Raw genomic sequence first — 21255 nt, 5'->3', positions numbered from 1 at the left:
TCATTAAACCTCCTCAGCGACCGATAAGTTTTCATTTTCTAAAATATTGCTTTCTTCGTCTAAGCCGAAAGCTACGTTTTTCTCAATCCACTTTCTGCGCGGCTCTACTTTATCGCCCATCAATGTCGTCACGCGTCTCTCAACACGTGCCGCGTCGTCAATTTTGACCCTTACAAGCGTACGGGACTCCGGATTCATCGTCGTTTCCCACAGCTGATCCGCGTTCATCTCACCAAGACCCTTGTATCGCTGGATTGTATAGCCCTTGCCGACTTTTTTCAGTACTCCATCCATCTCTTCATCAGACCATGCATATTCAATGATTTCTTTTTTCCCGCTTCCTTTGCTGACCTTATATAAAGGAGGCAGAGCAATGAATACCTTTCCATTCTCAATGAGCGGCTTCATATAGCGATAGAAAAAGGTTAAAAGCAGCACTTGAATATGAGCGCCGTCAGTATCGGCATCCGTCATAATGATGATTTTATCGTAGTTAATGTCGTCGATTGAAAAATCAGCTCCGACACCGCCGCCGATTGCATGAATGATCGTATTAATCTCTTCGTTTTTAAAGATATCAGCAAGCTTTGCTTTTTCCGTGTTAATGACTTTACCGCGCAATGGCAGAACCGCTTGGAATCTGCGGTCTCTTCCCTGCTTTGCTGAACCGCCCGCAGAGTCACCCTCAACGAGATACAACTCATTTTTTGCCGGATTTCTTGAACCCGCAGGTGTCAGCTTACCGCTTAATGTCGCTTCTGATTTTTTTCGTTTTTTGCCGCTTCTGGCTTCTTCCCGTGCCTTACGAGCCGCTTCACGCGCCTGGCTCGCCTTTATAGCTTTTTTCACAAGAAGTGTAGCCGTGTCCCGGTTTTCCTCTAAAAAATACGCAAGCTGCTCTGACACGATTGCGTCTACGGCAGATCTGGCTTCGCTTGTGCCGAGTTTTCCTTTTGTTTGTCCTTCAAATTGAAGAAGTTCTTCAGGAATACGGACAGAAATAATCGCTGAAAGACCTTCCCTTATATCAGTGCCTTCCAGGTTTTTATCCTTTTCTTTCAGCAAAGACACTTTTCTCGCATATTCATTAAAGGCTCGCGTCATCGCTGTCTTTGCACCTGACTCATGAGTCCCGCCGTCTTTTGTTCTGACATTGTTAACAAACGACAGGATATTTTCAGAATAGCCGTCGTTAAACTGGAACGCAAAATCCACTTCGATGGAATGATGTTCTCCTTCAAACGAGACCACTTCAGACAGGGCATCTTTTTCCTCATTTAAGTAAGCAACAAACGCTTCTATGCCGTTCTCATAATAAAAGACTTCACGCTGGCCGTTCCGCTCGTCAATCAGTTCAATTTTTAATCCTTTTAATAAAAACGCTGATTCTCGTAATCGCTCAGAAAGCGTTTCAAAATTATAAGTTGTTGTGCTGAACATTGTCGGATCAGGCTTAAAGTGAGTAAGTGTGCCTGTCTTTTTTGTTTTGCCGATCTTTTCGAGAGATGTGACCGGTTTACCTCCGTTTTCAAAACGCTGCTGATAGACGAAGCCGTCCCGCTCAATCGTAACCGTCAGCCATTCAGATAAAGCATTCACGACAGATGCACCGACGCCGTGAAGCCCTCCGCTTGTCTTATAACCGCCTTGACCGAATTTTCCGCCGGCGTGAAGCACCGTTAAAATGACTTCAGGGGTTGGTTTGCCGAGTTTATGCATTCCAGTCGGCATGCCGCGGCCTCTATCCTGTACAGAAATACTGTTGTCTTTATGTATTTTAACGATAATGTGATCACCATGGCCGGCAAGTACCTCATCGACGGAGTTATCTACTATTTCATAAACCAAGTGGTGCAAGCCTCTCGCGTCGGTTGAGCCAATGTACATACCCGGCCTTTTCCTAACGGCTTCAAGGCCTTCCAGCACCTGTATGGCATCTTCGTTGTAATCAAATTGCTGTTTTCTAGCCAAACGTACAAACCCCTTTCAAAAAACTAACATTCTCTTTTTCATTGTTTACCTGTCAATTGTATAAAAGTATTTTTCAAAATCCTTGCCCCGGTGCGCTTCTGCCTTGGACTCTTCATTATAACCAATGTAATCCGATTCTCAACATACAGCTAACGAATCATTCCGTATAACATCCAAAAGTGCTGTTTTTTCGATATAAGAACGTATGTTTGTTTATTTATTATATATAAAGCAGCGGACCTTCGCAAATCGTACGGCCGGAACCCAGCTTAGCAAGGCATTCAAAAAAGCTGTTCAAGCTTTATTGTATCTGTTTCACAGTAATTCGCAAACAATATCTTTACATAAAAAAGCAAAAATCCTTGAATTCACAAGGATTTTTGCAGCTCTGCATCTATTTTGTTACAGCGTGTGCCACTTTTATGCACAGATCCATGATGACCGTTCTGCCTTCTTCCTTCAGCATCTGATAAGCCTCTTCGTTTACCAGGCCTTGCTGCGCCCAAAATACCGGGGCATCTGTCTCCAGAAACTCTTTAGCAACATCAGGAAGCTGTTCTGAACGTCTGAATACATTTACGATGTCAATCGGACCGTCAATTTCTTGTAACGATGATACGGCTTTTACACCAAGCGCCTCTTCGATCGTCGGATTTACCGGTATGATTTCGTATCCCGCATCCTGCATCGCTTTTGATACCATATACGATGTTCTTTCGGGACGATCTGAAAGCCCGACAACTGCTATTCTCTTACTTCCATCAAGAATTTCTTTGATTTCCGCTTTGGATGGGTTTTGCATGATAGACCACTCCTTTTTGTTTATTCTACAAGACCGATAAGGAAGAACGCAAAACATGATGTATGAATGATTAGATTTGTAAGCAAACTTTACAAAAAAACTTATCATCAGATCATGACATCTCATGTTAAAATAGAAATTAGGGACATTGAAAAAGGAGAAATGCAGATGTTAATTGCTTTATTGATTATTTTGGCCTACTTGATAGGCAGTATTCCATCTGGCTTAATCGTAGGTAAGCTTGCCAAGGGGATTGATATTCGGGAGCATGGCAGCGGAAACTTGGGCGCTACCAACGCGTTCCGTACACTGGGCGTAAAAGCTGGTTCGATTGTCATAGCCGGAGATATTTTGAAAGGGACACTGGCAGCTGCATTGCCTTACCTCATGCATGTTGATATTCATCCGCTCCTTGCGGGAGTCATAGCGGTTCTTGGCCATGTGTTTCCTGTCTTCGCCAAATTTAAAGGCGGCAAAGCCGTGGCAACTTCGGGAGGCGTTTTGCTGTTTTATGCTCCTCTGTTATTCATTACAATGGTTGCGGTCTTTTTCATCTTTTTATACTTGACTAAATTTGTTTCTCTGTCATCAATGTTAACAGGGATATATACTGTCATATATAGCCTCTTTGTACATGATAAGTATTTATTGATTGTCGTCACGCTGCTCACTGTTTTTGTAATCTACCGGCACCGGGCGAACATCAAACGAATTATCAATAAAACAGAACCTAAAGTCAAATGGTTATAAATGTTTGAAAAACTTCTATTTTGACACGAGGTAGCCTAATACGTTTATAATAGAGAAAATCAAATGATAACAAAGGGAAAAGGGGGTCCTGTTATGAATATGACAGTTAACGAAGACGCGCTGAACTGGTATAAAGAAGAGCTTGATTTACAAAACGGAGACCAAGTACGTTTTTTTGTCCGCTATGGCGGCTGCAGCAACGTTCAAAAAGGTTTTTCTCTAGGAGTGACAAAAGATGCTCCTCAAGAGGCAGGAGTCACGGCAGAAGTCGGAGGCATCACCTTCTTTATTGAAGAAAGTGATCTTTGGTACTTTGACAACCATGATCTTCTCGTCAGCTATTCAGAGTCTGCTGATGAGCCTGTATTTGAATATCAATAAGAAAAAGAACGCATTTCATATGCGTTCTTTTTTTATAAATGAAAACGTGTAAGATGATCGGTCAGGTTTTCTTGTTCTAAGATATATTTTTGCGTCTCGCCCAAAAGATCAAAGTGGGGAAATTCGCTTTTTTTATGTATCCATTCTTCCTTCAAACCGTACGCCGCACCCCATTGAACCAGCTTATCAATATCTGCACAGCCTGCTTTTGTCACGGTTTTAGATCCCGGGAAACGGTCATCCAGCCAATAATGTGTTAAAAATGCGATTTCCCCTCTTTTGACTGCCTTCTTCCAGCGGTTAACTTCCTCCCGTTTCACGCCAAATGCCATCTGTCATTCACTTCCCAGTTTTTTGGCCTTTTCATATGCTGCGTGCCAATCGGGGAAAGCCTTACGAAACTGAATCGGTTTAAAACTTTCTTTATCCACACAAATATGAGATGATTTCGCTTCAATAGAAAGCTCACCGGCCGGATTATATATGTGGTAGCCATATATGGTTTTAAAGCCGTTGTATTCCTCAATCCATGTGTGCACTACCGCAGTTTCCCCATAATGAAGGGGTTTTTTGTAGGAAATATTGATATCAACGACTGGGGAAAGAACGCCTTTCTTTTCCATATCACTGTACAAAAAGCCTAAGTCTTTAATGAGTGCCGTCCTTCCGACCTCCATCCAAACAAGATAATTCGCATGATACACGATCCCCATTTGATCTGTTTCAGCGTAACGCACTTCTATTTCTGTTTTTGATACATGCAAGATACTCTGCTCCCTTAATCAGTTTAGCCCCATTTTACCACATCCAAATCAGAAAGAAAAAAACCAGGTTTCCCTGGTTTTTAGGAACGGTATCCGTTTTCTCTCGCTTCGGATTCGTCTTGAATTTCATTGCGAAACGCTTCGATGCTCTCTTCCCGTCTCGCGTTTTTTTCTTTGATGCGCTGCTTATCTTCTCCTGAAGCAAACTCCATTGATTCTTCTGCTTCTTCTATATTTTCGATCGTATTTTGGACCATATCCTGCAGTTTCTCTACGTTGTCAGAACGGTCGTCAGGATTAGGCTGCTGATATTGATTTTGGTTTTTTGTCATTGGGATGAACCTCCTTGAATAAAATCAATCCGGCTACTCGCCTTTCGTCTGCATGATAACTGGCTGCTGACCAGAAGTATCGTGCATTTTTTCCCCTTTATTGCGTTTATATTTAACAGGCTTTGTACCCAAGTGGCTCGGAGCATATTGAGGCTGACCGTTTTTCTTGTTGTTTCCCATGTTTATCCCTCCTCAACAAATAGGATTCTCAAAAGGAGGGGTAAACATGAATACAAATTAAAGGTTATTTTTGCTTGAATCTCTGTTCAAGTTTTTCCTCAAGCTGATTTAAATATTCCGTATTCGTCATCAGCTCTTTTTTGTTTTCCATGACGAGCTCATGAAAAGAACGTTTTCTCATCTTCTTCACTCTTCTCACCTCCGCGTATTCTTTTATTTTTTCCAATTCTGAAAATTTGTAAGCATGTTCGCACAAAAAAAACTGAATCTAATGAATATCCAGTTTTTCTTTCATCTCTTTTTTTGTCATGGTCCCGATATGTATGTCTTGTATCACGCCTTTTTCATCTAAAATATAGGTAGTTGGGTATGAAAACACATTATAGTCTGCATTAATACCTTTTTTATCAATGAAAATGGGGAAGGTTAAATGATACGTATCTGCAAAGGCTTGCACCTGTTTTTCGCTTTTCTCAGCTGAAGTGAAATTAACTGCAATAACCGCTAAATCTGAGTGCTCCTTTTGCAGTTCCTCCATCGCCGGCATTTCCTGTCGGCACGGTTTACACCAAGTTGCCCAGAAGTTAAGCAGAACTTTTTTGCCTCTGACATCTGATAAGGAGCTGCTCTCTCCTGATAGCGTTTTCAAAGTAAAGTCAGGCGCTTGCTGTCCCTCTTCAATGCCTATTTCTTTTTTGCTAAATTGCTGATAGATGTTCCAGCACATGTATCCGGCAAGCCCAATCAACAGGATTCCTGCGACCCATTTTTTCAGCATATGTCATCCACCCCCGGAGCTATCTTATCTCATAAAAAGAAGAGAAAGCAGGGCGCCTTCTCTTCTTCATACGTCATGATTGCTTCATTTTTTCGCGAAGAACCATTTGCAGAATTCCGCCATGGCGGTAATAATCAATTTCAACTTCACTATCGAAGCGCACAAGTGCTTCAAATGTTTTTACATTTCCGTCTTCATCAATTGCTCTTACTGTAACGATATCACGAGGGCGTACGCTTTCATCAACATCCACCTCGATCGCTTCTTTACCGCTTAAGCCGAGTGTATCCGCATTTTCACCTTGTTTAAATTGTAGCGGGAGCACACCCATGAATACCAGATTACTTCTGTGGATTCTTTCAAAGCTCTCAGCAATTACAGTTCTAATGCCGAGCAGGTTTGTTCCTTTTGCAGCCCAGTCACGGGAAGAACCCATACCATAATCTTTTCCAGCTAAGATAGCAAGGCCTGTTTTATCTTCTTTATATCTCATGCAGGCATCATAGATTGAAGTCACTTCACCAGTCGGCCAATACGTTGTATATCCGCCTTCTGTTCCCGGCGCGATCTGGTTTTTGATGCGGATGTTTGCAAAAGTTCCTCTCATCATAACCTCATGGTTTCCGCGGCGTGAACCGTAAGAGTTAAAGTCACGAGGTGACACACCTTTTGATTGCAAGTATTTTCCGGCAGGTGTATCTTTTCCGATTGCCCCTGCAGGAGAGATATGGTCGGTTGTGACTGAATCGCCGAATTTACCGACTACACGAAGACCTTTTAAAGGTTCAACCTTGCCTGGTTCAACTGACATTTCCTCGAAGAAAGGTGGGTTTTGGATATAGGTTGACTCATTATCCCATTTGTAAAGCGCTTCGTCTGTTGTCTCAATCTCATTCCAGCGCTTGTTGTCATCGAATACTGTTTCGTACTCCTTGCGGAAGAGCTCCGGTGTAACGGTTTGTTTAACAAGTGAATTAATTTCGTCCATTGACGGCCAAATATCGTTAAAGTACACTTTTTGTCCGTCTTTGCCGACACCGATCGGATCCGTCTTCAGGTTAATGTTCACTGTTCCAGCCAACGCATAAGCTACTACAAGCGGCGGAGAAGCAAGGTAGTTACCTTTCACAAGCGGATGAATACGTCCTTCAAAGTTACGGTTTCCAGAAAGAACAGACGTAATCAACAGGTCATTTTTCGCAACTGCTTCTTCAATTTCCGGTGAAAGCGGACCTGAGTTTCCGATACATGTCGTACATCCGTATCCAACGAGGTTAAAACCAAGCTCCTTCATGTATGGAAGAAGGCCTGAATTCACAAGATAACCTGTAACAACCTTAGAGCCCGGTGCAAGTGATGTTTTCACGTAATTAGGCACTTTGAGACCTAATTCAACCGCTTTTTTCGCCACAAGGCCGGCACCGATTAAGACGTATGGGTTAGATGTATTCGTACAGCTTGTAATCGCAGCAATAGCGATTGCACCTGTTTTCATGACTGTTTCTTCGCCGTTAAGCAATTTAAATTTAATTTCTTTGTCTTCCTCTTCGGCGTTTAATCCAAATCCTTGGTTACCCGCAGGGCTGACTAAGTGCTTTTTAAACGTTTCCTGCATATTAGAAAGCGGTATCAAATCCTGAGGGCGTTTTGGACCCGAAAGGTTGGCTTCAATTTTAGACAAATCAATTTCAACGACATCAGTAAATTGCGGGTCTTCTACGTCAGGAGTGTAGAACAAGCCGTTGCTTCTGCAGTATGCTTCTACTACATCAATATGTTCAGCATCGCGGCCTGTCAGACGCAGATAATTAAGAGCTTCTTCATCTACAGGGAAAAATCCGCATGTAGCACCGTATTCCGGAGCCATGTTGGCGATTGTCGCACGGTCTGCTAGCGGCAGTTCAGCAACTCCCGGTCCGAAGAACTCAACAAATTTGCCGACTACGCCTTTTTCACGCAGTACTTGTGTCACTTTTAACGCCAAGTCAGTGGCTGTTGTTCCGTTCGGAAGCTTTCCGACAAGTTTCGCGCCGATAACCTCAGGAACAGGGAAATAAGAAGGCTGCCCGAGCATTCCGGCTTCCGCTTCAATTCCGCCGACACCCCAGCCGAGAACACCGATTCCGTTAATCATTGTTGTATGCGAGTCGGTTCCTACCAGCGTATCAGGATACGTAATCAGTTCTCCGTCTTCTTCGACTGCGTGGACAACGCTTGCCAAGAACTCAAGGTTTACCTGGTGAACGATACCTGTTGCTGGCGGTACTGCCTGGTAGTTATTAAACGCTTTCTTTGCCCAGCTTAAAAATTTGTAACGCTCTGCATTTCTTTCAAATTCCAAGTCCATATTAATAGCCAAAGCATCTTCTGTGCCCGCTTTATCAACTTGTACAGAGTGGTCGATGACAAGATCAACAGGAATCTCAGGGTTGATTTTGTCAGGATCTCCGCCGACAGCTGCCATTGCTTTACGTAATGAAGCAAGGTCAACTACTGCCGGTACCCCAGTGAAATCTTGTAAAATAACGCGAGATGGTTTAAACGGAACATCGATTTCCTTTAACTCGGCAGTTCCCCATTTTGCCAAATTCTCCACGTGTTCTTTTTTGATGACGAATCCGTCAACTTGACGCAGTACAGACTCTAAAAGAACTTTGATGGAGTAAGGAAGCTTCGATACCTTTCCGATCCCCAGATCTTCCAATGCTTTCAAAGAGTAGTAATGATAGGTTTTCCCATTTGTAGTAAACGTTTTTCTCGCTTGGAAAACGTCTTGTGCTACAGTTTTTTGCTCGTTTGCCATTCTCCAAAATCCCCCTTCAGATCAGTTCATTCTCAGATGAACGTTACATTCCATCACAATTTTCTCACAATTTCATATTAAAACAAAATCATACATAAGTAAATATCAATGTTTTTATTAAATACAATAAGATCGGCTTATCAGGCGAAAAAGCGGGAAATTTTACTGTTTGCGCTCTCTCATATTCCTCATTAAAAGAAGCCATATTATGATTGAGGTGATAATGATGGTCAAAAGAAAAGCAAATCACGTAATAAATGGGATGAATGACGCGAAAAGCCAAGGCAAAGGCGCCGGCTATATAGAAAACGATCAGCTTGTACTGACTGAAGCAGAACGCCAAAATAACAAAAAAAGAAAAACCAATCAATAACGTTGAACTCTTTTAAGGAGGTTCTCATTTTATGACCAATAAAAATACAAGTAAAGATATGCATAAAAACGCCCCTAAAGGACACAATCCGGGTCAGCCGGAACCTCTTAGCGGAAGCAAGAAAGTAAAAAACAGAAATCACACAAGACAAAAGCACAATTCAAGCCATGATATGTAGTAAAAGCAGACCTTAGTGTCTGTTTTTTTATGCGTTCACCCATTTCTGACCAACTGCATAAGCTAAAGCAAGGTTGATATATGGAGGAATGCTTCCATGACCCATTCAAAACGAAACGATGCTAATGATTTCGATGGTATGGAGGAATGGCTTCGGCAATTTTTTGAAGATCCGTTCGCCTGGTACGACGAAACATTACCTATTGATCTATATGAAACAAGTCAGCAATATATTATTGAAGCAGACCTATCGTCTTTACAGCCAACACAAATAACAATTACCTTGTCCGGATGTGAGTTCATCCTAACGGTTAAATCCTCGGAACAGACTCTTGAAAAACAAATGATGCTTCCTTTTTATTTGAATGACAAGTCGATTGAGACTGAATGCGAAAATCAAATTCTCACAGTTGCTGTCAATAAAGAGATGAATGAAGGCTCTTCTTTTTCTCTTCAATTTCCTCTCAGCTAAAATCAAAAGTCACTTTCATCCCCTATTATGAAAGTGACTTTTCTCCGTCCATTTATCGTCAAATACCCTCTAGTGACTCTCCCATGGCCAAATAGCAGATTCACTATACAATAGAATATGATCTATCATCTCTTTTGACTAGACGTCTATCATTTTTTTCTATTTTTTTTAACGTTGTTCTTCTATTCTTTCTTCATATACAATATGGTTAGTATAAGGGGGAATGATTGATGCTGGAAGGCTGGTTTTTGTGGTTTATTCTGTTTTGGGTGATCACGATGATTGTCTTGTTATCAATCGGCGGTTTTTTTATGTTCCGAAAGTTTTTAAAACGTTTACCAAAAGAGGACGGCAAATCTGAACTGGATTGGCAGGATTACTATATTGAAAACAGCAGACATCTATGGAGCAATGAAAACAAACAATTTCTCGATGAATTGGTTACACCTGTTCCAGAGCTGTTCAGAGATATAGCGAGAGCAAAAATTGCCGGAAAAATCGGAGAGCTGGCATTAAAAGAAAACGTAGCAGCGATTGATCAGCGGCTTATTATCAAAGGTTATATTCTGGCTACTCCGAAAAGAGATCATACCTTTTTAAAGAAGCATCTAAGAGACAAGAATATCGATATTGAACCTTATCAGGCCCTTCTTAAATAAAAAACCTTTCCCGCGAAGAGGAAAGGTTTTTTAATTCATTTGAATGTCTGCTGACTGCAGCTCGCTTTGAAGTTTTCGATATGACAGATACATGGCAATTCTCCACGGCACAATCATACCGAAAGCCAGAATCCAAAACATACCGCTCAGTGCGCCGTAATCAACCGATGTGCTTAAAATTGATTTCATTACAATTCTGATCACCAAAAGGCCGATTAATATAAAGACAAATGCCTTAGACCGTTTCATGTAAATTTCATTATTTTTAATTTCAAACTTTGAAGTTTTTATAAGAAAAATAGAGAAAATCACGCCTAAAGTGATCGCTTCTAAAAACTCTTCACCCGTTACCCAAAAAACCGGAAATAAAAACATTAACGCCCCCGTACTCATAAAAATCGGCGGAAGAATGATTTTTTTCGCTGAAACAGGTTTATCGGAAGACTTAATTCTGACCACCATCACAGCTGCAGCCATTAAAACAGCAACAATTGATGAAACTATTATCATCATACTTATCATTCCTTTGTTTCTCGGAGTGTTGACACTATATACTATACTCCAAAACAATAAAAAAAACCATTTTGAAAAGAAATGACTTTCAATTTCCCATAACGCGATTCACAGCTTCTAATACTTTGGACTCCTCAAACGGTTTGACAATAAAATCTTTTGCCCCAAGTTCAATGGCTTCCGTAACAATTCTTTGCTGGCGCATTGCGGTACACATGATTATCTTTGCTTTAGGGTCAAAGGATATGATCTCTCGAAGCGCCTTAATGCCGTTTTTCACCGGCATCGTAATATCCATCGTCACTAAGTCCGGCCGAAGTTTTTTATACAGGTCAGCCGCTTGTTCGCCGTCCGCCGCCTCGCCTGCTATTATGTAATTTGCCTCTTCCAAGATCTCTCTGATTTTTACTCTCATGAACTTGGCGTCGTCTACAACTAAAACTCTTGTCATATTCCCCTCCAAAAATCGAATTCCTCAGGTAATAGTCTTATTGTACCAAAAACAAAAGGATTAGTAGTAGTGCAAAAGTAATTTAACATTCAGAAACCTGTAAAACCACCAAAAAGATCCGACAGCAAAATAATGATCAAGTTCATCCAGTTAAAAAATAGCAGGATCCCAATTACAATCATAAGTACGCCGCCCGCTTTCATGATCAAAAGCTGATTCTTCCTGATCCACTTCAGCTTCGTAATGAAGAACGACAATAATACAAACGGAACGGCAAATCCGAGAACATATAGCATCATATACGGTACCGCTGAGCCAGGATTCGTACCTGCTAATGTGATAACAGCCCCCAAAATAGGGCCTGTGCAAGGCGTCCAGCCGGCCGCAAAAGCCATACCGATTAAAATTGAACCGAAAAACCCCCCTGGCTTATGCTTAAAATGGACTCTGCGCTCTTTCATGATAACCTCAGGACGAAACACGCCAAGCGTGATAAAACCGAACAGAATAATGAGCAAAGCGCCCACTTGCCGAATAGCATCATGATAATCCCTAAACAAGGTTCCAATAAAAGATGTACCATATCCTAAAGCAATAAAAATCACTGAAAACCCCAGCAAAAAAAACAGCGTATGAGCCAAGCTTCTTTTTTGCAGCAGCAGTTTCTCTGTTTTCACATCATCCATGCTCACTCCTGTAATATATGACAGGAAAGCCGGATACAGCGGCAGGCAGCAAGGCGAAATAAATGATAAAAATCCCGCCCCGAATGTCAGAAGATAATTCACATCTCCCATGTCATCATCCCTTCATAATTTGACATTCCTTCAAGTTATGACAAAATCATTTCATTTTTTTAACACTTTCACTCGAAGGATTTCTATTTTCAAAAAAAACTTATATAATTTAATTTGACATTGAGACATTGTACTCCTTCTCATTTGAAAATTAGTATAAATATGGATATAATATAAACATTCACTTTTGAAGATCTAATGTATGAAAGGATACATCCCTGTGATTAGAGAGCATCTATTAAATGAAATTGAAAAAAAAAGAGCAGAGCTGCTGCAAATTGTCATGGCGAACGGAATGACATCTCATATTACGATAGAACTCAGTCAGGAGCTTGACCATCTTCTCATACAATATCAAAAGCAGCGCCTTCGAGCAGTAGCGGGTGATGAATGATTGCAAAATAAAAAACCCGATAAAGGGTTTTTTATTTTATAACCATGTTTCTCTATATCATAATCTTTACGTATTATTTCGTTTGATTATTCATGGCTTTCATCATTTGATTGATTTTCTTTTGAGAAGGTTTCATTCCCATTTGCATCATCATCATGCGTAACATTTGTTCATTAATAGGCGGATTCTTTTTAAGGTAGCTCATCATATATTTACGAGCAATAAAAAACCCGAGTGCAACACCTATGAGCAGTGCAACAACGCCCACTAGGATGCCAACCCATAAAGTCATTTTATTTCCTCCTTCATGTTGTCTAGTTTAAAGTGTACTAAACCAAAAGCTATTATACAACATTTACATCTCTTTTTCTTCGGTTTTAGACAAAATTTCTTTCTTTCACCGGATTTAACCACCCATACCGCTTCGTATTGAAATCCATTGCGAGAAAGCAAGGGCTTACTTTGCGAAGAACTTCAAAAAATATCGTTTCCGCCTCGTAATCTCCGTTAGCTACAATTTCAATCATGTGTTCCCTCATCATAAAAGACGCTTGTCCCTTTGCTTTTGGCAGAGATAATCTATAAATATAATCCAGCTGTGTATAGTTTGTATTATTCAAATTCATTTTTAACCGCTGATGCATATGTAAAATCGGAATAGGTTTCGTAATATATTGAATTTGTTTCTCTGTCATTTCATACTGCTGCCTCGTCAGGCTTGTCCAATGATAGTCTTGAAACAGCTCAAACATAACCGATTCCCGCCCGAAATAGTGATTGGCAAATTCCTCTTTGATCAGGTACGTATAGTAGTGACGTTCCATCTTCTCATCCCCTTTTCCAGCAGCATTTCATTTGCATTCTATTATACAAAAGAAGAGAAGAAAGAATTGTCTATTACTGTTAATCAGCCAATACTATTTTTGTCGGATAAACAAGAAAAAGAGGATGATTTGACTCATCCCCTTTGAAAACCTTATTTATTGATTAATGCTTTAACTCGATCCACAACGTTTGCAACTGAGAAGCCGTATTCATTGATGATCGTTTCGCCAGGAGCGGAGGCACCGAATTTGTCAATGCCGAGCACATCTCCTTCAAGCCCTGTGTATTTACCCCAGCCAAATGATGCGCCCATTTCAATCGCAAGACGTTTTCTCACATCTGACGGAAGCACGGAGTTTTTGTATTCATCAGATTGTTTCTCAAAACGATCTACTGAAGGCATGCTGACGACAGAAACATCAATATTTTCTTTCGCCAATTCAGCCTGTGCTTCAATTGCCAGACCAACCTCTGAGCCCGTTGCGATAAGAAGAGCGTCCGGTGTTTCGTTTTTAGACTTAGAAACAACATAAGCACCCTTTTCTACCCCAGCCAATGCCTCTTCAGCTGTTTGGTCGATTGTAGGAAGGTTTTGGCGTGTCAATACGAGTGCCGTTGGCTGATCTGTGCTCTGTACCGCAAGCTTCCATGCCGCTGCTGTCTCATTACCGTCTGCAGGGCGGATTAAAGAAAGGTTAGGCATTGCGCGTAAAGAAGCAAGCTGCTCAACCGGCTCGTGAGTCGGTCCATCTTCACCGACCGCGATACTGTCGTGAGTAAAGACATATGTCACAGGAAGACCCATTAATGCTGCAAGGCGAATCGCCGGACGCAAGTAATCAGAGAAGACAAAGAATGTTCCGCCGAATACACGAAGTCCGCCATGAAGCGCCATACCGTTTAAAGCTGCACCCATAGCAAATTCACGAACACCAAACCAGAAATTTTTGCCTGAGTAATCAAGCGCTGTATAATCACCGGAATTTTTAATCGTCGTTTTGTTTGATCCTGCTAAGTCTGCAGAACCGCCAACAAAGAACGGAATTTTATTCGCAAGACCGTTTAGAACCTCACCTGAAGAGGCACGGGATGCCAGACTGCTTCCTTTTTCATAAACAGGCACCTCTTGATCCCAGTCTTTCGGAAGTTCTCCTTTGATAGCCAGTTCAAGCTGTTGAGCGAGTTCCGGATAAATTTCTTTATATTTAGCGAATTGGTCATTCCATTCCTGTTCCTTTTTCTCGCCGGATTCTTTTACTGTTTTTGCGAAATGCTCATATACTTCTGACGGAACGTAGAAATCTTCTTCATACGTCCATGCATAAGCTTCTTTTGTTAATTTACTTTCTTCTTTGCCAAGCGGAGCACCGTGAACACCGGAAGTGCCGGCACGGTTAGGGGAACCGAAACCAATTGTTGTTTTCACTTCAATTAATGTAGGTTTCTTGTCGTTTTGGCGTGCTTTTTCAATTGCGGCAGATAATTCTTCAATATTGTTTCCATCCTCAACGTAAAGAACTTCCCAGTTCATCGCCTCAAAACGCTGTTTTACGTTTTCAGAGAATGAACGATCCAGATCTCCATCCAATGAGATGTCATTTGAATCGTATAATACGATGAGACGGCCAAGCTGAAGATGGCCTGCTAGTGAAGCGGCTTCAGAAGAAATACCTTCCATTAAATCACCGTCACCGCAAATGCTGTATGTATAATGATCGACTACATTGAATGAATCGCGGTTGTAAGTTTCGGCTAAATGGCGTTCTGCAATAGCCATTCCGACCGCCATTGCGATTCCTTGTCCAAGCGGCCCTGTTGTTGCATCAACACCGGCTGTATGTCCGAATTCCGGATGTCCCGGTGTTTTGCTGCCCCACTGACGGAATCCCTTAAGATCTTCAATACTGAGATCATACCCGCTTAAATGAAGCATGCTGTATAAAAGTGCTGAACCGTGTCCCGCAGATAAAACAAAACGGTCGCGGTTAAACCACCCAGGGTTTGCCGGATTTACATTCATAAATTTTGTCCATAGCGTATATGCCATTGGCGCTGCCCCCATAGGCATTCCAGGGTGACCAGAGTTTGCTTTTTCAATAGCGTCTATTGATAGTGTGCGAATGGTAGCAACTGATTTCTTTTCAATTGTATCCATAAAAATCCCCTTCCTTATATGTTGTACCCTTTCATCATAAATGTCTGACGACTTTTTCTCAACTGTTTCAGCTTAAATTTGAGAGAAACTTGATGAATTTTGTCACCTGAAGAAAGCCCTGCTGTTTGTAGTATATACAAAAGAGGAATACGATATTGCCGTATTCCTCTTATATTAATGGAGTCTGTTATTTTTTTTTTCTCTTTTTAACTTTTCAGGTGTTACGTCATTGCCTTCAGGATCAATGATTTTTACACTTTTTAATGTGTTTTTCATAGAAGAACGAAATCCTTTTAGGTATTCTTGACGGAGCTTTTGCTGCTCGGCTTTTTCTTCTTCTGTGATAACGCCAGCTTTAGCTTTTGCGGCAAGTTCATTGATTCTGGCAATTTTTTCATTTGAAATCATGATAAACTCCTTTATTGCATTTTGTGTATATACTACTAAAACACGAGGAGTTTTACAACTGATTCACTCGCCTGTCTGCTCATTCTCTATGTATTCTTGAAAACGCCGATGGACTGTCGCCTTTGACACATCATAGCCAAAACCTCTCAACGTAGCCGCGATTTCTGCAAACGTCAGTTTATTCGCTCTCAACCGGACAATCTCCGAGATCGGAACTTCTATTCTATCTTTTCCGCTGTTTTCATGCTGGTTTTTCAGGTTCTTTTGAGGCTTAAAACCATTTTTTACTGCGCGTTTCATTCCGCGTTTAATTTTCATGTTGTGAATTTTTCTCTGGTATTCCTCCACAATACTGACGATTTCCAGCACCATAGAGTCAGCCTCCGATAACTCAAGTTCACCTCTGTGAGCGGTCGTAAATACTTTCACTCCTTCCCTGTAAATACAATGAAGAAGTGCAATTTTCGCGTTTCCCCGGCCGAGTCTTGTTTCATCCTGAACTAAAATCACATCAATATTTGAGTTCTTGATATGATCAAGCAAATCAAATACACCATCCCGGTCCATTTCATATCCGCTGGCTTTTTCAGAAATCACTTTGACGACTTCTATGCCGTTTTCAGCCGCAATGGCCGTAAGCTCCTCCTCCTGCCGCTTTAATGAGGTTTCTTGCTGTTCTTTATTTGTGCTTACGCGGGCATAAATGAGTGCTTTCACCTTTCTACCTTTCCTCTCTATTTAACAGTAGCCAGTTCGTATGCAGCCGGATGTTCCTTTTTTAATGGAATCACCAATTCATCTCCCGGCTGAAGTTCAGACGGCTGAAGATTATTTTTTTCAGCTACCCATTCAATAAAATCACTTTTATTTATCCTTTTTGAGTCAGCCACCTGGTCGGCAAGCGACCAAAGCGTATCCCCCTGCTGAACTTTTATTTTAACATACTGGTTAAGCTCCTGGTCGCTGCTTGTATATGACAACAGAAGAATAACCACGCTTAGAATCACAGTGAACAGGCCGACAAAAATAATAGATTCTTTACTCATGATAACAACCTCCAACGAGAATGTTTGTTCGCATTTTTATAATTTCAGTATATACGAACAAACGTTTCTGTCAATTGTTTTTTCGAACCTATGTTTGTACTGTCAGGAAAATCATGCTATAATCTACTTAAAATCGACGTTTAGAGGTGCAAAAAATGACGAAGCTATCAAAAAGGCAACTTGATATCCTCCGTTTTATTAAAGCAGAGGTTAAATCAAAAGGATATCCGCCTTCCGTTAGAGAAATCGGAGAGGCTGTCGGCCTTGCGTCCAGTTCAACTGTCCATGGCCATTTGGCCCGTTTGGAAACAAAAGGGCTGATTAGACGCGATCCGACAAAACCAAGAGCGATAGAAATACTGGATGAAGAAGTAGAGATTCCAAAGAGCCAAGTCGTTAATGTACCGGTAATCGGAAAAGTAACGGCCGGATCACCTATTACAGCGGTTGAAAACATTGAAGAATACTTCCCGCTTCCTGACCGTATGGTTCCTCCGGATGAGCATGTGTTTATGCTGGAGATTATGGGAGACAGTATGATTGACGCGGGTATACTTGATAAGGACTATGTTATTGTAAAACAGCAAAACACGGCGAATAACGGTGAAATCGTAGTGGCGATGACAGAAGATGATGAAGCTACTGTAAAACGTTTCTATAAAGAGGATACACACATTCGCCTACAGCCTGAAAATCCAACCATGGCTCCGATTATACTGCAGAATGTCAGCATATTAGGAAAAGTAATTGGTGTGTTCAGAACTGTCCATTAAACTATCAAACTATCAGTTACAAAGAATAAACCCCCTCTCCCTTTACGGAGTGGGGGTTTTGTTTTAAAAAAAAGCAGGTTCGCCCTGGCTTAGGTGCGAACCTGAATAGGAGGAAAAAGAACATCATGTTTACACCATAATTATCCATCATTTAATTGTTGAAGTCAAGAAATTTTCTTTCCTTAACGAAACTTTTTCTTTAAAAAATATTGTTTAAAAATGTAGTCGTTCCTATCTTATAAATGTTTCGATCTTGGACGTGAAAAGATTAGTTATACTCTGCTCTTTTATCATGAGCGAGATCAAAAAGAAATATATTGAATATTTAGTACATAGTTTATTTAGTTAATTTATTCCACAAAAAAAGCTCACTGCTTTTCAATAAATGTGAGCATCAATCAAAAGTAAAATATTCTACACCATAGCGCCCTTTTACATGAACACTTCCACAGTTTGGGGAATGTTCTTCAGCTACTATTCGATACCGATGATACGGTTCAATGGAAACCTTATCTTGAGCGCTAAAATCAAACCAATTACCGGTGAATTGTTTGGCGCTTAACGTAGTGTAATTACCTGTAAGTCCCATTCGCTGAAGCTTAATGTCAACTGAACAAGTATTCACTCCTCGTATCGTAAACTGGTACCCTAAAAAATAGTCAATTGCCGGTATATCACCAATGTTTTCTACATAAAGCGCTTTTGTTTCATCATTTAGAATGAAATCGGTTTTATATTCATAATGTAAAGTTGCTGCATGAATCGTCCCGGTTCCAAAAACACATAGCAAAACAGCTGTCATCAGCAAGATTTTATTTCTCAAATGCAATCCCCCTCCTCTACCATATATTACCCCCAAAAGATAAATATGTATATCCTCTGTTGCTCTGTTTCCCGTACTTTTTCAATCATAAAAATCCATATGGGTTTTAGCTTGCTTATAATATTGAAGTCTGTCTTGAAGAGTTCCTGTATGGAATTCAAATTTATGGCCGTCAGGATCGGTGAAATAAATTGATTTTCGATCACGTTCATCTCGTTCTCTCCCAGGCAAAATAGTAACTTGAAGATCTTTTAATTTTGCGGACATTTCTTCAAACTTACTTTCCTCAATTGTAAAAGCGATATGGGTATAAGAAGCCTTAATGTCATTTCTGGGAATGTCACGTTCTTCGTTGAGAGCCAGCCATATGCCGTTTAAATCAAAATATGCAGTGCTCCTTCCTTTGGCCAACAATTTAGCATCAAAGACATTTTGATAAAACTCGAGGGATGTCAGTAAATCAGAAACAGAAAATAACAAGTGATTGATCCCTTTGATCTCCACTGTGTCTCCTCCTCAGTATTTATAGATAGCCGATTAAAAAAACTTAAATATGAGACTTTCAATAATGCAATACAGACATTGTGATAAAGACGTTTTATTAGTAAAAGCGTATAATTCTTCAAATTTTTACTCAGCCTGTTTCAAAAGATTGAATGCTGGATTTTTATTTTCAGACGCTCATCCCCACCCTTATGTACGGGTGCTCCAGTCAGAAAGTTTCAATTCAACAGCAAAAAATACCAGTGTAAACAAAAGCAATTTGCTCAAAATAAACCATATTACTTAAGAAGGGAATGACCGTGATGAATGACTACGGCCTTCATGAAACGTTAGAATTGCACGAATTGCTTACGTTTAAAAATCTTTGTTTGACAAAATCTTCAACCATGACGGGACTTGTACAAGATGAAGAATTAAAGAGTATTCTTGAACAGGATGCTCAAAAAACAAAACAGCAGGTTGCACGTTTGCAGGAATTGCTGTCAGTGAGAGGTGAACAAGCGTGAATGAGTTCTTTCAAAAATTAGCCGGAATGGGCAGCATGACCGAACAAGTGATCGCAACGGATTTTTTAATATCGGCAAAGACAGGCGTAAGGAATATTGCAGCTGCCATCACAGAATCTTCTTCCCCAGAAGTCAGAGAAACGCTGCAGCAATATTTACATGACGCGATTAATACCCATGAACAAATTTATCTTTATATGGCCGCAAAGGGTTTTTATCATTCTAAAGATTTAACTCAGCAAATAAGTGTCGATCTTGAGGCTGCAGATACCGCTAAAGATTTGCCTCAAATATAGGTGATCAAATGAAACATATTATCGCTCTTGCTTCTAAAACAGCTTTAACTCTTGCCCTATTGTATGTGATTTTGGATAGAGTTTACCATGCTTCCTTCTTAAGTGTGCTGTTTATAGCATTTTTCTTAAGCTTTGTAACATACCTTTCCGGTGACATCCTGATCTTGCCGAGAACCAGCAATGTGACAGCTTCACTGGCTGACTTCGGGCTTTCACTCGTTATTCTTTGGGTCTTTCTTGAAACGCAAACGAGAAACGGTTTCTCACCGTTTGCAGCTGCTCTTATTGCTTCTGTCTGCCTGACTGTTTTTGAATATTTTTTTCACCGGTATTTGCTGAAAAATGTGTTGGATGAAACATTCAGAAACGAACTGACTGCTAAAGATAACACGTTGCAATATCAAACCGAGGCATCAGATGAATTGTTCCCTGAAGCCCCTGATCAGAAGGATGAAAAATAAGGAGGCGCAAAGCCTCCTTATTTTAATAACTGTTTTGCATAAAATGGGTCAACACTTCCGTAAAATCATAAAACCTCTCATTTTGAGTCGTGGATCTGCTTTTTAAAGAAAAGATGCCAAACAAAGATTCTCTAAAACCTGTACTCATCTCTAACTGGATGCTCAAACCGGTTTTTGATTTATTCGCTATATTGTTTGGACTTACGCCTGCATGCGGATGATCCGTACCAAGCAATTCAGCTGGAAAACCGGCTTTCTGCAGTTCTGAAACCAATTCTGCCGCTCTTGATCGGTCTGTTCCGCCGATTTGTATCTGTTGGTCCTCTCCTGCATACCCATGCAATGAAATGACATACTCATGACTTGCTACAAGTTTCAGTGCCTGAGGTTCATCAAAATGTGTGCTTGTTATATGCAGCACTGAATTTCCAGACGTCTTCAAACCTTCAAACAAATACATGGAATACTGTTGGCTGAGCTCTCTCGCTAATTCACTTGTGCCGCCTTCAATACCTCCCCCGTGAATAGCTAAAACAAGCACAGGGCTGCCGATTTCTTTTGTGACAATGCTGTAATCAGAAGGATCTTCGTTATTCTTTAATTCCTCGAAATTCTGATAGATATCCTCTGCACATACTGAAGAAACCGGAACAAACAACAAAAAAATTAACAACATTTTTACATTTTTTAAAGTTGATGGAAAACGTTTGACTATGTTACAATCAACATGCTTCAAGGAATGGAGCAAACGGCGGAGCAGGGATACTTTGGCCGGTTTCATCTACTCCGCCTCAAAACCAAAAACACAGGATGCTGGATTCTTTGAGGCTTTAGCACGAATTATCTCGTCCTCCTTGTTAA

At 40.7% G+C, this 21255-nt stretch carries 32 protein-coding genes; 11 read left to right on the top strand and 21 right to left on the bottom strand.

The window, feature by feature from the left end:
• Positions 1-3 precede the first annotated feature (3 nt).
• The gene (gene parE, locus NSU16_RS09690) at positions 4-1971 is read right to left on the bottom strand and encodes a DNA topoisomerase IV subunit B (RefSeq protein WP_010334425.1); all 1968 of its coding nucleotides are present in this window, start codon (positions 1969-1971) and stop codon (positions 4-6) included.
• Positions 1972-2365: 394 nt separating this feature from the next.
• Positions 2366-2773 (bottom strand): CoA-binding protein, encoded by a 408-nt coding sequence (locus NSU16_RS09685; RefSeq protein ID WP_268447457.1) that lies wholly within the window; start codon positions 2771-2773, stop codon positions 2366-2368.
• Between the two features lie 168 nt (positions 2774-2941).
• Between NSU16_RS09685 and plsY the strand changes: the two genes are divergently transcribed.
• Positions 2942-3523 carry a glycerol-3-phosphate 1-O-acyltransferase PlsY gene (plsY, locus tag NSU16_RS09680; RefSeq protein ID WP_010334422.1) on the top strand — a complete coding sequence of 194 codons (582 nt, stop codon included), beginning with the start codon at positions 2942-2944 and terminating at the stop codon, positions 3521-3523.
• A gap of 93 nt (positions 3524-3616) precedes the next feature.
• On the top strand, positions 3617-3904 hold the full coding sequence (locus NSU16_RS09675; RefSeq protein ID WP_029441412.1) for a HesB/YadR/YfhF family protein: 288 nt from the start codon (positions 3617-3619) through the stop codon (positions 3902-3904).
• Between the two features lie 32 nt (positions 3905-3936).
• Here the strand turns inward: NSU16_RS09675 and NSU16_RS09670 are convergent, their stop codons facing one another.
• The 7 genes from NSU16_RS09670 to acnA form a co-directional block, all read right to left on the bottom strand.
• A complete protein-coding gene (locus NSU16_RS09670) occupies positions 3937-4236 on the bottom strand; it encodes a hypothetical protein (protein WP_339192563.1) in 300 nt (99 codons plus the stop codon).
• A 3-nt stretch (positions 4237-4239) separates the two neighbouring features.
• On the bottom strand, positions 4240-4668 hold the full coding sequence (locus NSU16_RS09665; RefSeq protein ID WP_168747949.1) for a YbgC/FadM family acyl-CoA thioesterase: 429 nt from the start codon (positions 4666-4668) through the stop codon (positions 4240-4242).
• Between the two features lie 80 nt (positions 4669-4748).
• Positions 4749-5000: a small acid-soluble spore protein Tlp gene (gene tlp, locus NSU16_RS09660; RefSeq protein ID WP_024121587.1), complete on the bottom strand. Its 252-nt coding sequence runs from the start codon at positions 4998-5000 to the stop codon at positions 4749-4751.
• A gap of 33 nt (positions 5001-5033) precedes the next feature.
• A complete protein-coding gene (locus NSU16_RS09655; protein ID WP_010334417.1) occupies positions 5034-5180 on the bottom strand; it encodes an acid-soluble spore protein N in 147 nt (48 codons plus the stop codon).
• A 64-nt stretch (positions 5181-5244) separates the two neighbouring features.
• Positions 5245-5370, bottom strand: coding sequence for an FbpB family small basic protein (locus NSU16_RS09650; protein WP_003244964.1), 126 nt, complete (start codon positions 5368-5370; stop codon positions 5245-5247).
• A 78-nt stretch (positions 5371-5448) separates the two neighbouring features.
• Positions 5449-5958 (bottom strand): redoxin domain-containing protein, encoded by a 510-nt coding sequence (locus NSU16_RS09645; protein ID WP_268506095.1) that lies wholly within the window; start codon positions 5956-5958, stop codon positions 5449-5451.
• A gap of 73 nt (positions 5959-6031) precedes the next feature.
• On the bottom strand, positions 6032-8761 hold the full coding sequence (acnA, locus tag NSU16_RS09640) for an aconitate hydratase AcnA (RefSeq protein ID WP_168747947.1): 2730 nt from the start codon (positions 8759-8761) through the stop codon (positions 6032-6034).
• Between the two features lie 226 nt (positions 8762-8987).
• Here acnA and sspO point away from each other — a divergent pair, with 226 nt between their 5' ends.
• The 4 genes from sspO to NSU16_RS09620 all read left to right on the top strand — a co-directional run bounded on the left by sspO (position 8988) and on the right by NSU16_RS09620 (position 10442).
• Positions 8988-9134, top strand: a complete 147-nt coding sequence (sspO, locus tag NSU16_RS09635; protein WP_003244839.1) for an acid-soluble spore protein SspO — start codon at positions 8988-8990, stop codon at positions 9132-9134.
• A 31-nt stretch (positions 9135-9165) separates the two neighbouring features.
• Entirely contained in the window at positions 9166-9312 is a 147-nt protein-coding gene (locus NSU16_RS09630; protein ID WP_003221237.1) for a small acid-soluble spore protein P, read from the top strand.
• A gap of 78 nt (positions 9313-9390) precedes the next feature.
• Positions 9391-9783, top strand: coding sequence for an outer spore coat protein CotM (cotM, locus tag NSU16_RS09625; RefSeq protein ID WP_168749439.1), 393 nt, complete (start codon positions 9391-9393; stop codon positions 9781-9783).
• 230 nt (positions 9784-10013) lie between these two features.
• Positions 10014-10442: a DUF2621 domain-containing protein gene (locus tag NSU16_RS09620; RefSeq protein ID WP_229147453.1), complete on the top strand. Its 429-nt coding sequence runs from the start codon at positions 10014-10016 to the stop codon at positions 10440-10442.
• Positions 10443-10472: 30 nt separating this feature from the next.
• On the opposite strand, the gene NSU16_RS09615 is transcribed toward NSU16_RS09620, so the two are convergent.
• From NSU16_RS09615 to NSU16_RS09605, 3 genes are all read right to left on the bottom strand, one after another.
• Positions 10473-10964, bottom strand: a complete 492-nt coding sequence (locus tag NSU16_RS09615; RefSeq protein ID WP_081720869.1) for a CcdC family protein — start codon at positions 10962-10964, stop codon at positions 10473-10475.
• Positions 10965-11043: 79 nt separating this feature from the next.
• Positions 11044-11406 (bottom strand): response regulator, encoded by a 363-nt coding sequence (locus NSU16_RS09610; protein ID WP_010334411.1) that lies wholly within the window; start codon positions 11404-11406, stop codon positions 11044-11046.
• Positions 11407-11495: 89 nt separating this feature from the next.
• On the bottom strand, positions 11496-12203 hold the full coding sequence (locus NSU16_RS09605) for a cytochrome c biogenesis protein CcdA (RefSeq protein WP_268447453.1): 708 nt from the start codon (positions 12201-12203) through the stop codon (positions 11496-11498).
• Between the two features lie 220 nt (positions 12204-12423).
• Between NSU16_RS09605 and ynzD the strand changes: the two genes are divergently transcribed.
• A complete protein-coding gene (gene ynzD, locus NSU16_RS09600) occupies positions 12424-12597 on the top strand; it encodes an aspartyl-phosphate phosphatase YnzD (protein WP_024121579.1) in 174 nt (57 codons plus the stop codon).
• Between the two features lie 73 nt (positions 12598-12670).
• Here ynzD and NSU16_RS09595 read toward each other — a convergent pair whose 3' ends face one another.
• From NSU16_RS09595 to yneA, 6 genes are all read right to left on the bottom strand, one after another.
• Positions 12671-12889, bottom strand: a complete 219-nt coding sequence (locus NSU16_RS09595; RefSeq protein WP_003221221.1) for a YneF family protein — start codon at positions 12887-12889, stop codon at positions 12671-12673.
• 85 nt (positions 12890-12974) lie between these two features.
• Positions 12975-13421 carry a sporulation inhibitor of replication protein SirA gene (gene sirA / locus NSU16_RS09590; RefSeq protein WP_029441408.1) on the bottom strand — a complete coding sequence of 149 codons (447 nt, stop codon included), beginning with the start codon at positions 13419-13421 and terminating at the stop codon, positions 12975-12977.
• A gap of 152 nt (positions 13422-13573) precedes the next feature.
• The gene (gene tkt, locus NSU16_RS09585) at positions 13574-15577 is read right to left on the bottom strand and encodes a transketolase (RefSeq protein WP_326227083.1); all 2004 of its coding nucleotides are present in this window, start codon (positions 15575-15577) and stop codon (positions 13574-13576) included.
• A gap of 174 nt (positions 15578-15751) precedes the next feature.
• Positions 15752-15985, bottom strand: coding sequence for a DUF896 domain-containing protein (locus NSU16_RS09580; RefSeq protein WP_029441406.1), 234 nt, complete (start codon positions 15983-15985; stop codon positions 15752-15754).
• A 63-nt stretch (positions 15986-16048) separates the two neighbouring features.
• Positions 16049-16702: a recombinase family protein gene (locus NSU16_RS09575; protein ID WP_010334407.1), complete on the bottom strand. Its 654-nt coding sequence runs from the start codon at positions 16700-16702 to the stop codon at positions 16049-16051.
• 17 nt (positions 16703-16719) lie between these two features.
• The gene (yneA, locus tag NSU16_RS09570; RefSeq protein ID WP_339192562.1) at positions 16720-17031 is read right to left on the bottom strand and encodes a cell division suppressor protein YneA; all 312 of its coding nucleotides are present in this window, start codon (positions 17029-17031) and stop codon (positions 16720-16722) included.
• 155 nt (positions 17032-17186) lie between these two features.
• Here yneA and lexA point away from each other — a divergent pair, with 155 nt between their 5' ends.
• The gene (gene lexA / locus NSU16_RS09565) at positions 17187-17804 is read left to right on the top strand and encodes a transcriptional repressor LexA (protein WP_010334405.1); all 618 of its coding nucleotides are present in this window, start codon (positions 17187-17189) and stop codon (positions 17802-17804) included.
• Positions 17805-18198: 394 nt separating this feature from the next.
• Here lexA and NSU16_RS09560 read toward each other — a convergent pair whose 3' ends face one another.
• Both NSU16_RS09560 and fosM read right to left on the bottom strand, forming a co-directional pair.
• Positions 18199-18627, bottom strand: a complete 429-nt coding sequence (locus NSU16_RS09560; RefSeq protein WP_229147463.1) for a hypothetical protein — start codon at positions 18625-18627, stop codon at positions 18199-18201.
• A gap of 81 nt (positions 18628-18708) precedes the next feature.
• Entirely contained in the window at positions 18709-19131 is a 423-nt protein-coding gene (gene fosM, locus NSU16_RS09555) for a FosM family fosfomycin resistance protein (RefSeq protein ID WP_339192560.1), read from the bottom strand.
• A 302-nt stretch (positions 19132-19433) separates the two neighbouring features.
• On the opposite strand from fosM, the gene NSU16_RS09550 reads away from it, so the two are divergent.
• The 3 genes from NSU16_RS09550 to NSU16_RS09540 are packed head-to-tail and all read left to right on the top strand — an operon-like array spanning position 19434 to position 20394.
• Complete coding sequence (locus NSU16_RS09550; RefSeq protein WP_229147464.1) at positions 19434-19637, top strand: DUF892 family protein; 204 nt, start codon at positions 19434-19436, stop codon at positions 19635-19637.
• Positions 19634-19933, top strand: coding sequence for a spore coat protein (locus NSU16_RS09545; protein WP_010334401.1), 300 nt, complete (start codon positions 19634-19636; stop codon positions 19931-19933). The genes NSU16_RS09550 and NSU16_RS09545 overlap by 4 nt, the downstream gene beginning before the upstream one ends.
• An 8-nt stretch (positions 19934-19941) precedes the next feature.
• Positions 19942-20394 (top strand): YndM family protein, encoded by a 453-nt coding sequence (locus NSU16_RS09540; RefSeq protein ID WP_268451161.1) that lies wholly within the window; start codon positions 19942-19944, stop codon positions 20392-20394.
• 22 nt (positions 20395-20416) lie between these two features.
• On the opposite strand, the gene NSU16_RS09535 is transcribed toward NSU16_RS09540, so the two are convergent.
• Positions 20417-21175 (bottom strand): poly-gamma-glutamate hydrolase family protein, encoded by a 759-nt coding sequence (locus tag NSU16_RS09535; RefSeq protein ID WP_286058489.1) that lies wholly within the window; start codon positions 21173-21175, stop codon positions 20417-20419.
• Positions 21176-21255: the final 80 nt, after the last annotated feature.

Source organism: Bacillus sp. FSL K6-1003, from assembly GCF_037964945.1.
Taxonomy (GTDB): Bacteria; Bacillota; Bacilli; order Bacillales; family Bacillaceae; genus Bacillus; species Bacillus mojavensis.
The sequence above is the reverse complement of the archived record's forward strand: the minus strand, read 5'-3'. Positions and strand labels throughout refer to the sequence as shown.

Excerpts from the sequence above, each read along its gene's own strand:
- yneA (WP_339192562.1), bottom strand. The coding sequence starts at position 17,031 with ATGAGTAAAGAATCTATTATTTTTGTCGGCCTGTTCACTGTGATTCTA.
- NSU16_RS09615 (WP_081720869.1), bottom strand. The coding sequence starts at position 10,964 with ATGATAAGTATGATGATAATAGTTTCATCAATTGTTGCTGTTTTAATG.
- NSU16_RS09535 (WP_286058489.1), bottom strand. The coding sequence starts at position 21,175 with ATGAAACCGGCCAAAGTATCCCTGCTCCGCCGTTTGCTCCATTCCTTG.
- lexA (WP_010334405.1), top strand. The coding sequence starts at position 17,187 with ATGACGAAGCTATCAAAAAGGCAACTTGATATCCTCCGTTTTATTAAA.
- sirA (WP_029441408.1), bottom strand. The coding sequence starts at position 13,421 with ATGGAACGTCACTACTATACGTACCTGATCAAAGAGGAATTTGCCAAT.
- NSU16_RS09580 (WP_029441406.1), bottom strand. The coding sequence starts at position 15,985 with ATGATTTCAAATGAAAAAATTGCCAGAATCAATGAACTTGCCGCAAAA.
- NSU16_RS09630 (WP_003221237.1), top strand. The coding sequence starts at position 9,166 with ATGACCAATAAAAATACAAGTAAAGATATGCATAAAAACGCCCCTAAA.
- tlp (WP_024121587.1), bottom strand. The coding sequence starts at position 5,000 with ATGACAAAAAACCAAAATCAATATCAGCAGCCTAATCCTGACGACCGT.
- NSU16_RS09675 (WP_029441412.1), top strand. The coding sequence starts at position 3,617 with ATGAATATGACAGTTAACGAAGACGCGCTGAACTGGTATAAAGAAGAG.
- NSU16_RS09610 (WP_010334411.1), bottom strand. The coding sequence starts at position 11,406 with ATGACAAGAGTTTTAGTTGTAGACGACGCCAAGTTCATGAGAGTAAAA.
- tkt (WP_326227083.1), bottom strand. The coding sequence starts at position 15,577 with ATGGATACAATTGAAAAGAAATCAGTTGCTACCATTCGCACACTATCA.
- NSU16_RS09595 (WP_003221221.1), bottom strand. The coding sequence starts at position 12,889 with ATGACTTTATGGGTTGGCATCCTAGTGGGCGTTGTTGCACTGCTCATA.
- NSU16_RS09655 (WP_010334417.1), bottom strand. The coding sequence starts at position 5,180 with ATGGGAAACAACAAGAAAAACGGTCAGCCTCAATATGCTCCGAGCCAC.
- plsY (WP_010334422.1), top strand. The coding sequence starts at position 2,942 with ATGTTAATTGCTTTATTGATTATTTTGGCCTACTTGATAGGCAGTATT.
- NSU16_RS09605 (WP_268447453.1), bottom strand. The coding sequence starts at position 12,203 with ATGGGAGATGTGAATTATCTTCTGACATTCGGGGCGGGATTTTTATCA.
- NSU16_RS09670 (WP_339192563.1), bottom strand. The coding sequence starts at position 4,236 with ATGGCATTTGGCGTGAAACGGGAGGAAGTTAACCGCTGGAAGAAGGCA.
- NSU16_RS09685 (WP_268447457.1), bottom strand. The coding sequence starts at position 2,773 with ATGCAAAACCCATCCAAAGCGGAAATCAAAGAAATTCTTGATGGAAGT.
- sspO (WP_003244839.1), top strand. The coding sequence starts at position 8,988 with ATGGTCAAAAGAAAAGCAAATCACGTAATAAATGGGATGAATGACGCG.
- NSU16_RS09540 (WP_268451161.1), top strand. The coding sequence starts at position 19,942 with ATGAAACATATTATCGCTCTTGCTTCTAAAACAGCTTTAACTCTTGCC.
- NSU16_RS09645 (WP_268506095.1), bottom strand. The coding sequence starts at position 5,958 with ATGCTGAAAAAATGGGTCGCAGGAATCCTGTTGATTGGGCTTGCCGGA.
- NSU16_RS09620 (WP_229147453.1), top strand. The coding sequence starts at position 10,014 with ATGCTGGAAGGCTGGTTTTTGTGGTTTATTCTGTTTTGGGTGATCACG.
- acnA (WP_168747947.1), bottom strand. The coding sequence starts at position 8,761 with ATGGCAAACGAGCAAAAAACTGTAGCACAAGACGTTTTCCAAGCGAGA.
- NSU16_RS09550 (WP_229147464.1), top strand. The coding sequence starts at position 19,434 with ATGAATGACTACGGCCTTCATGAAACGTTAGAATTGCACGAATTGCTT.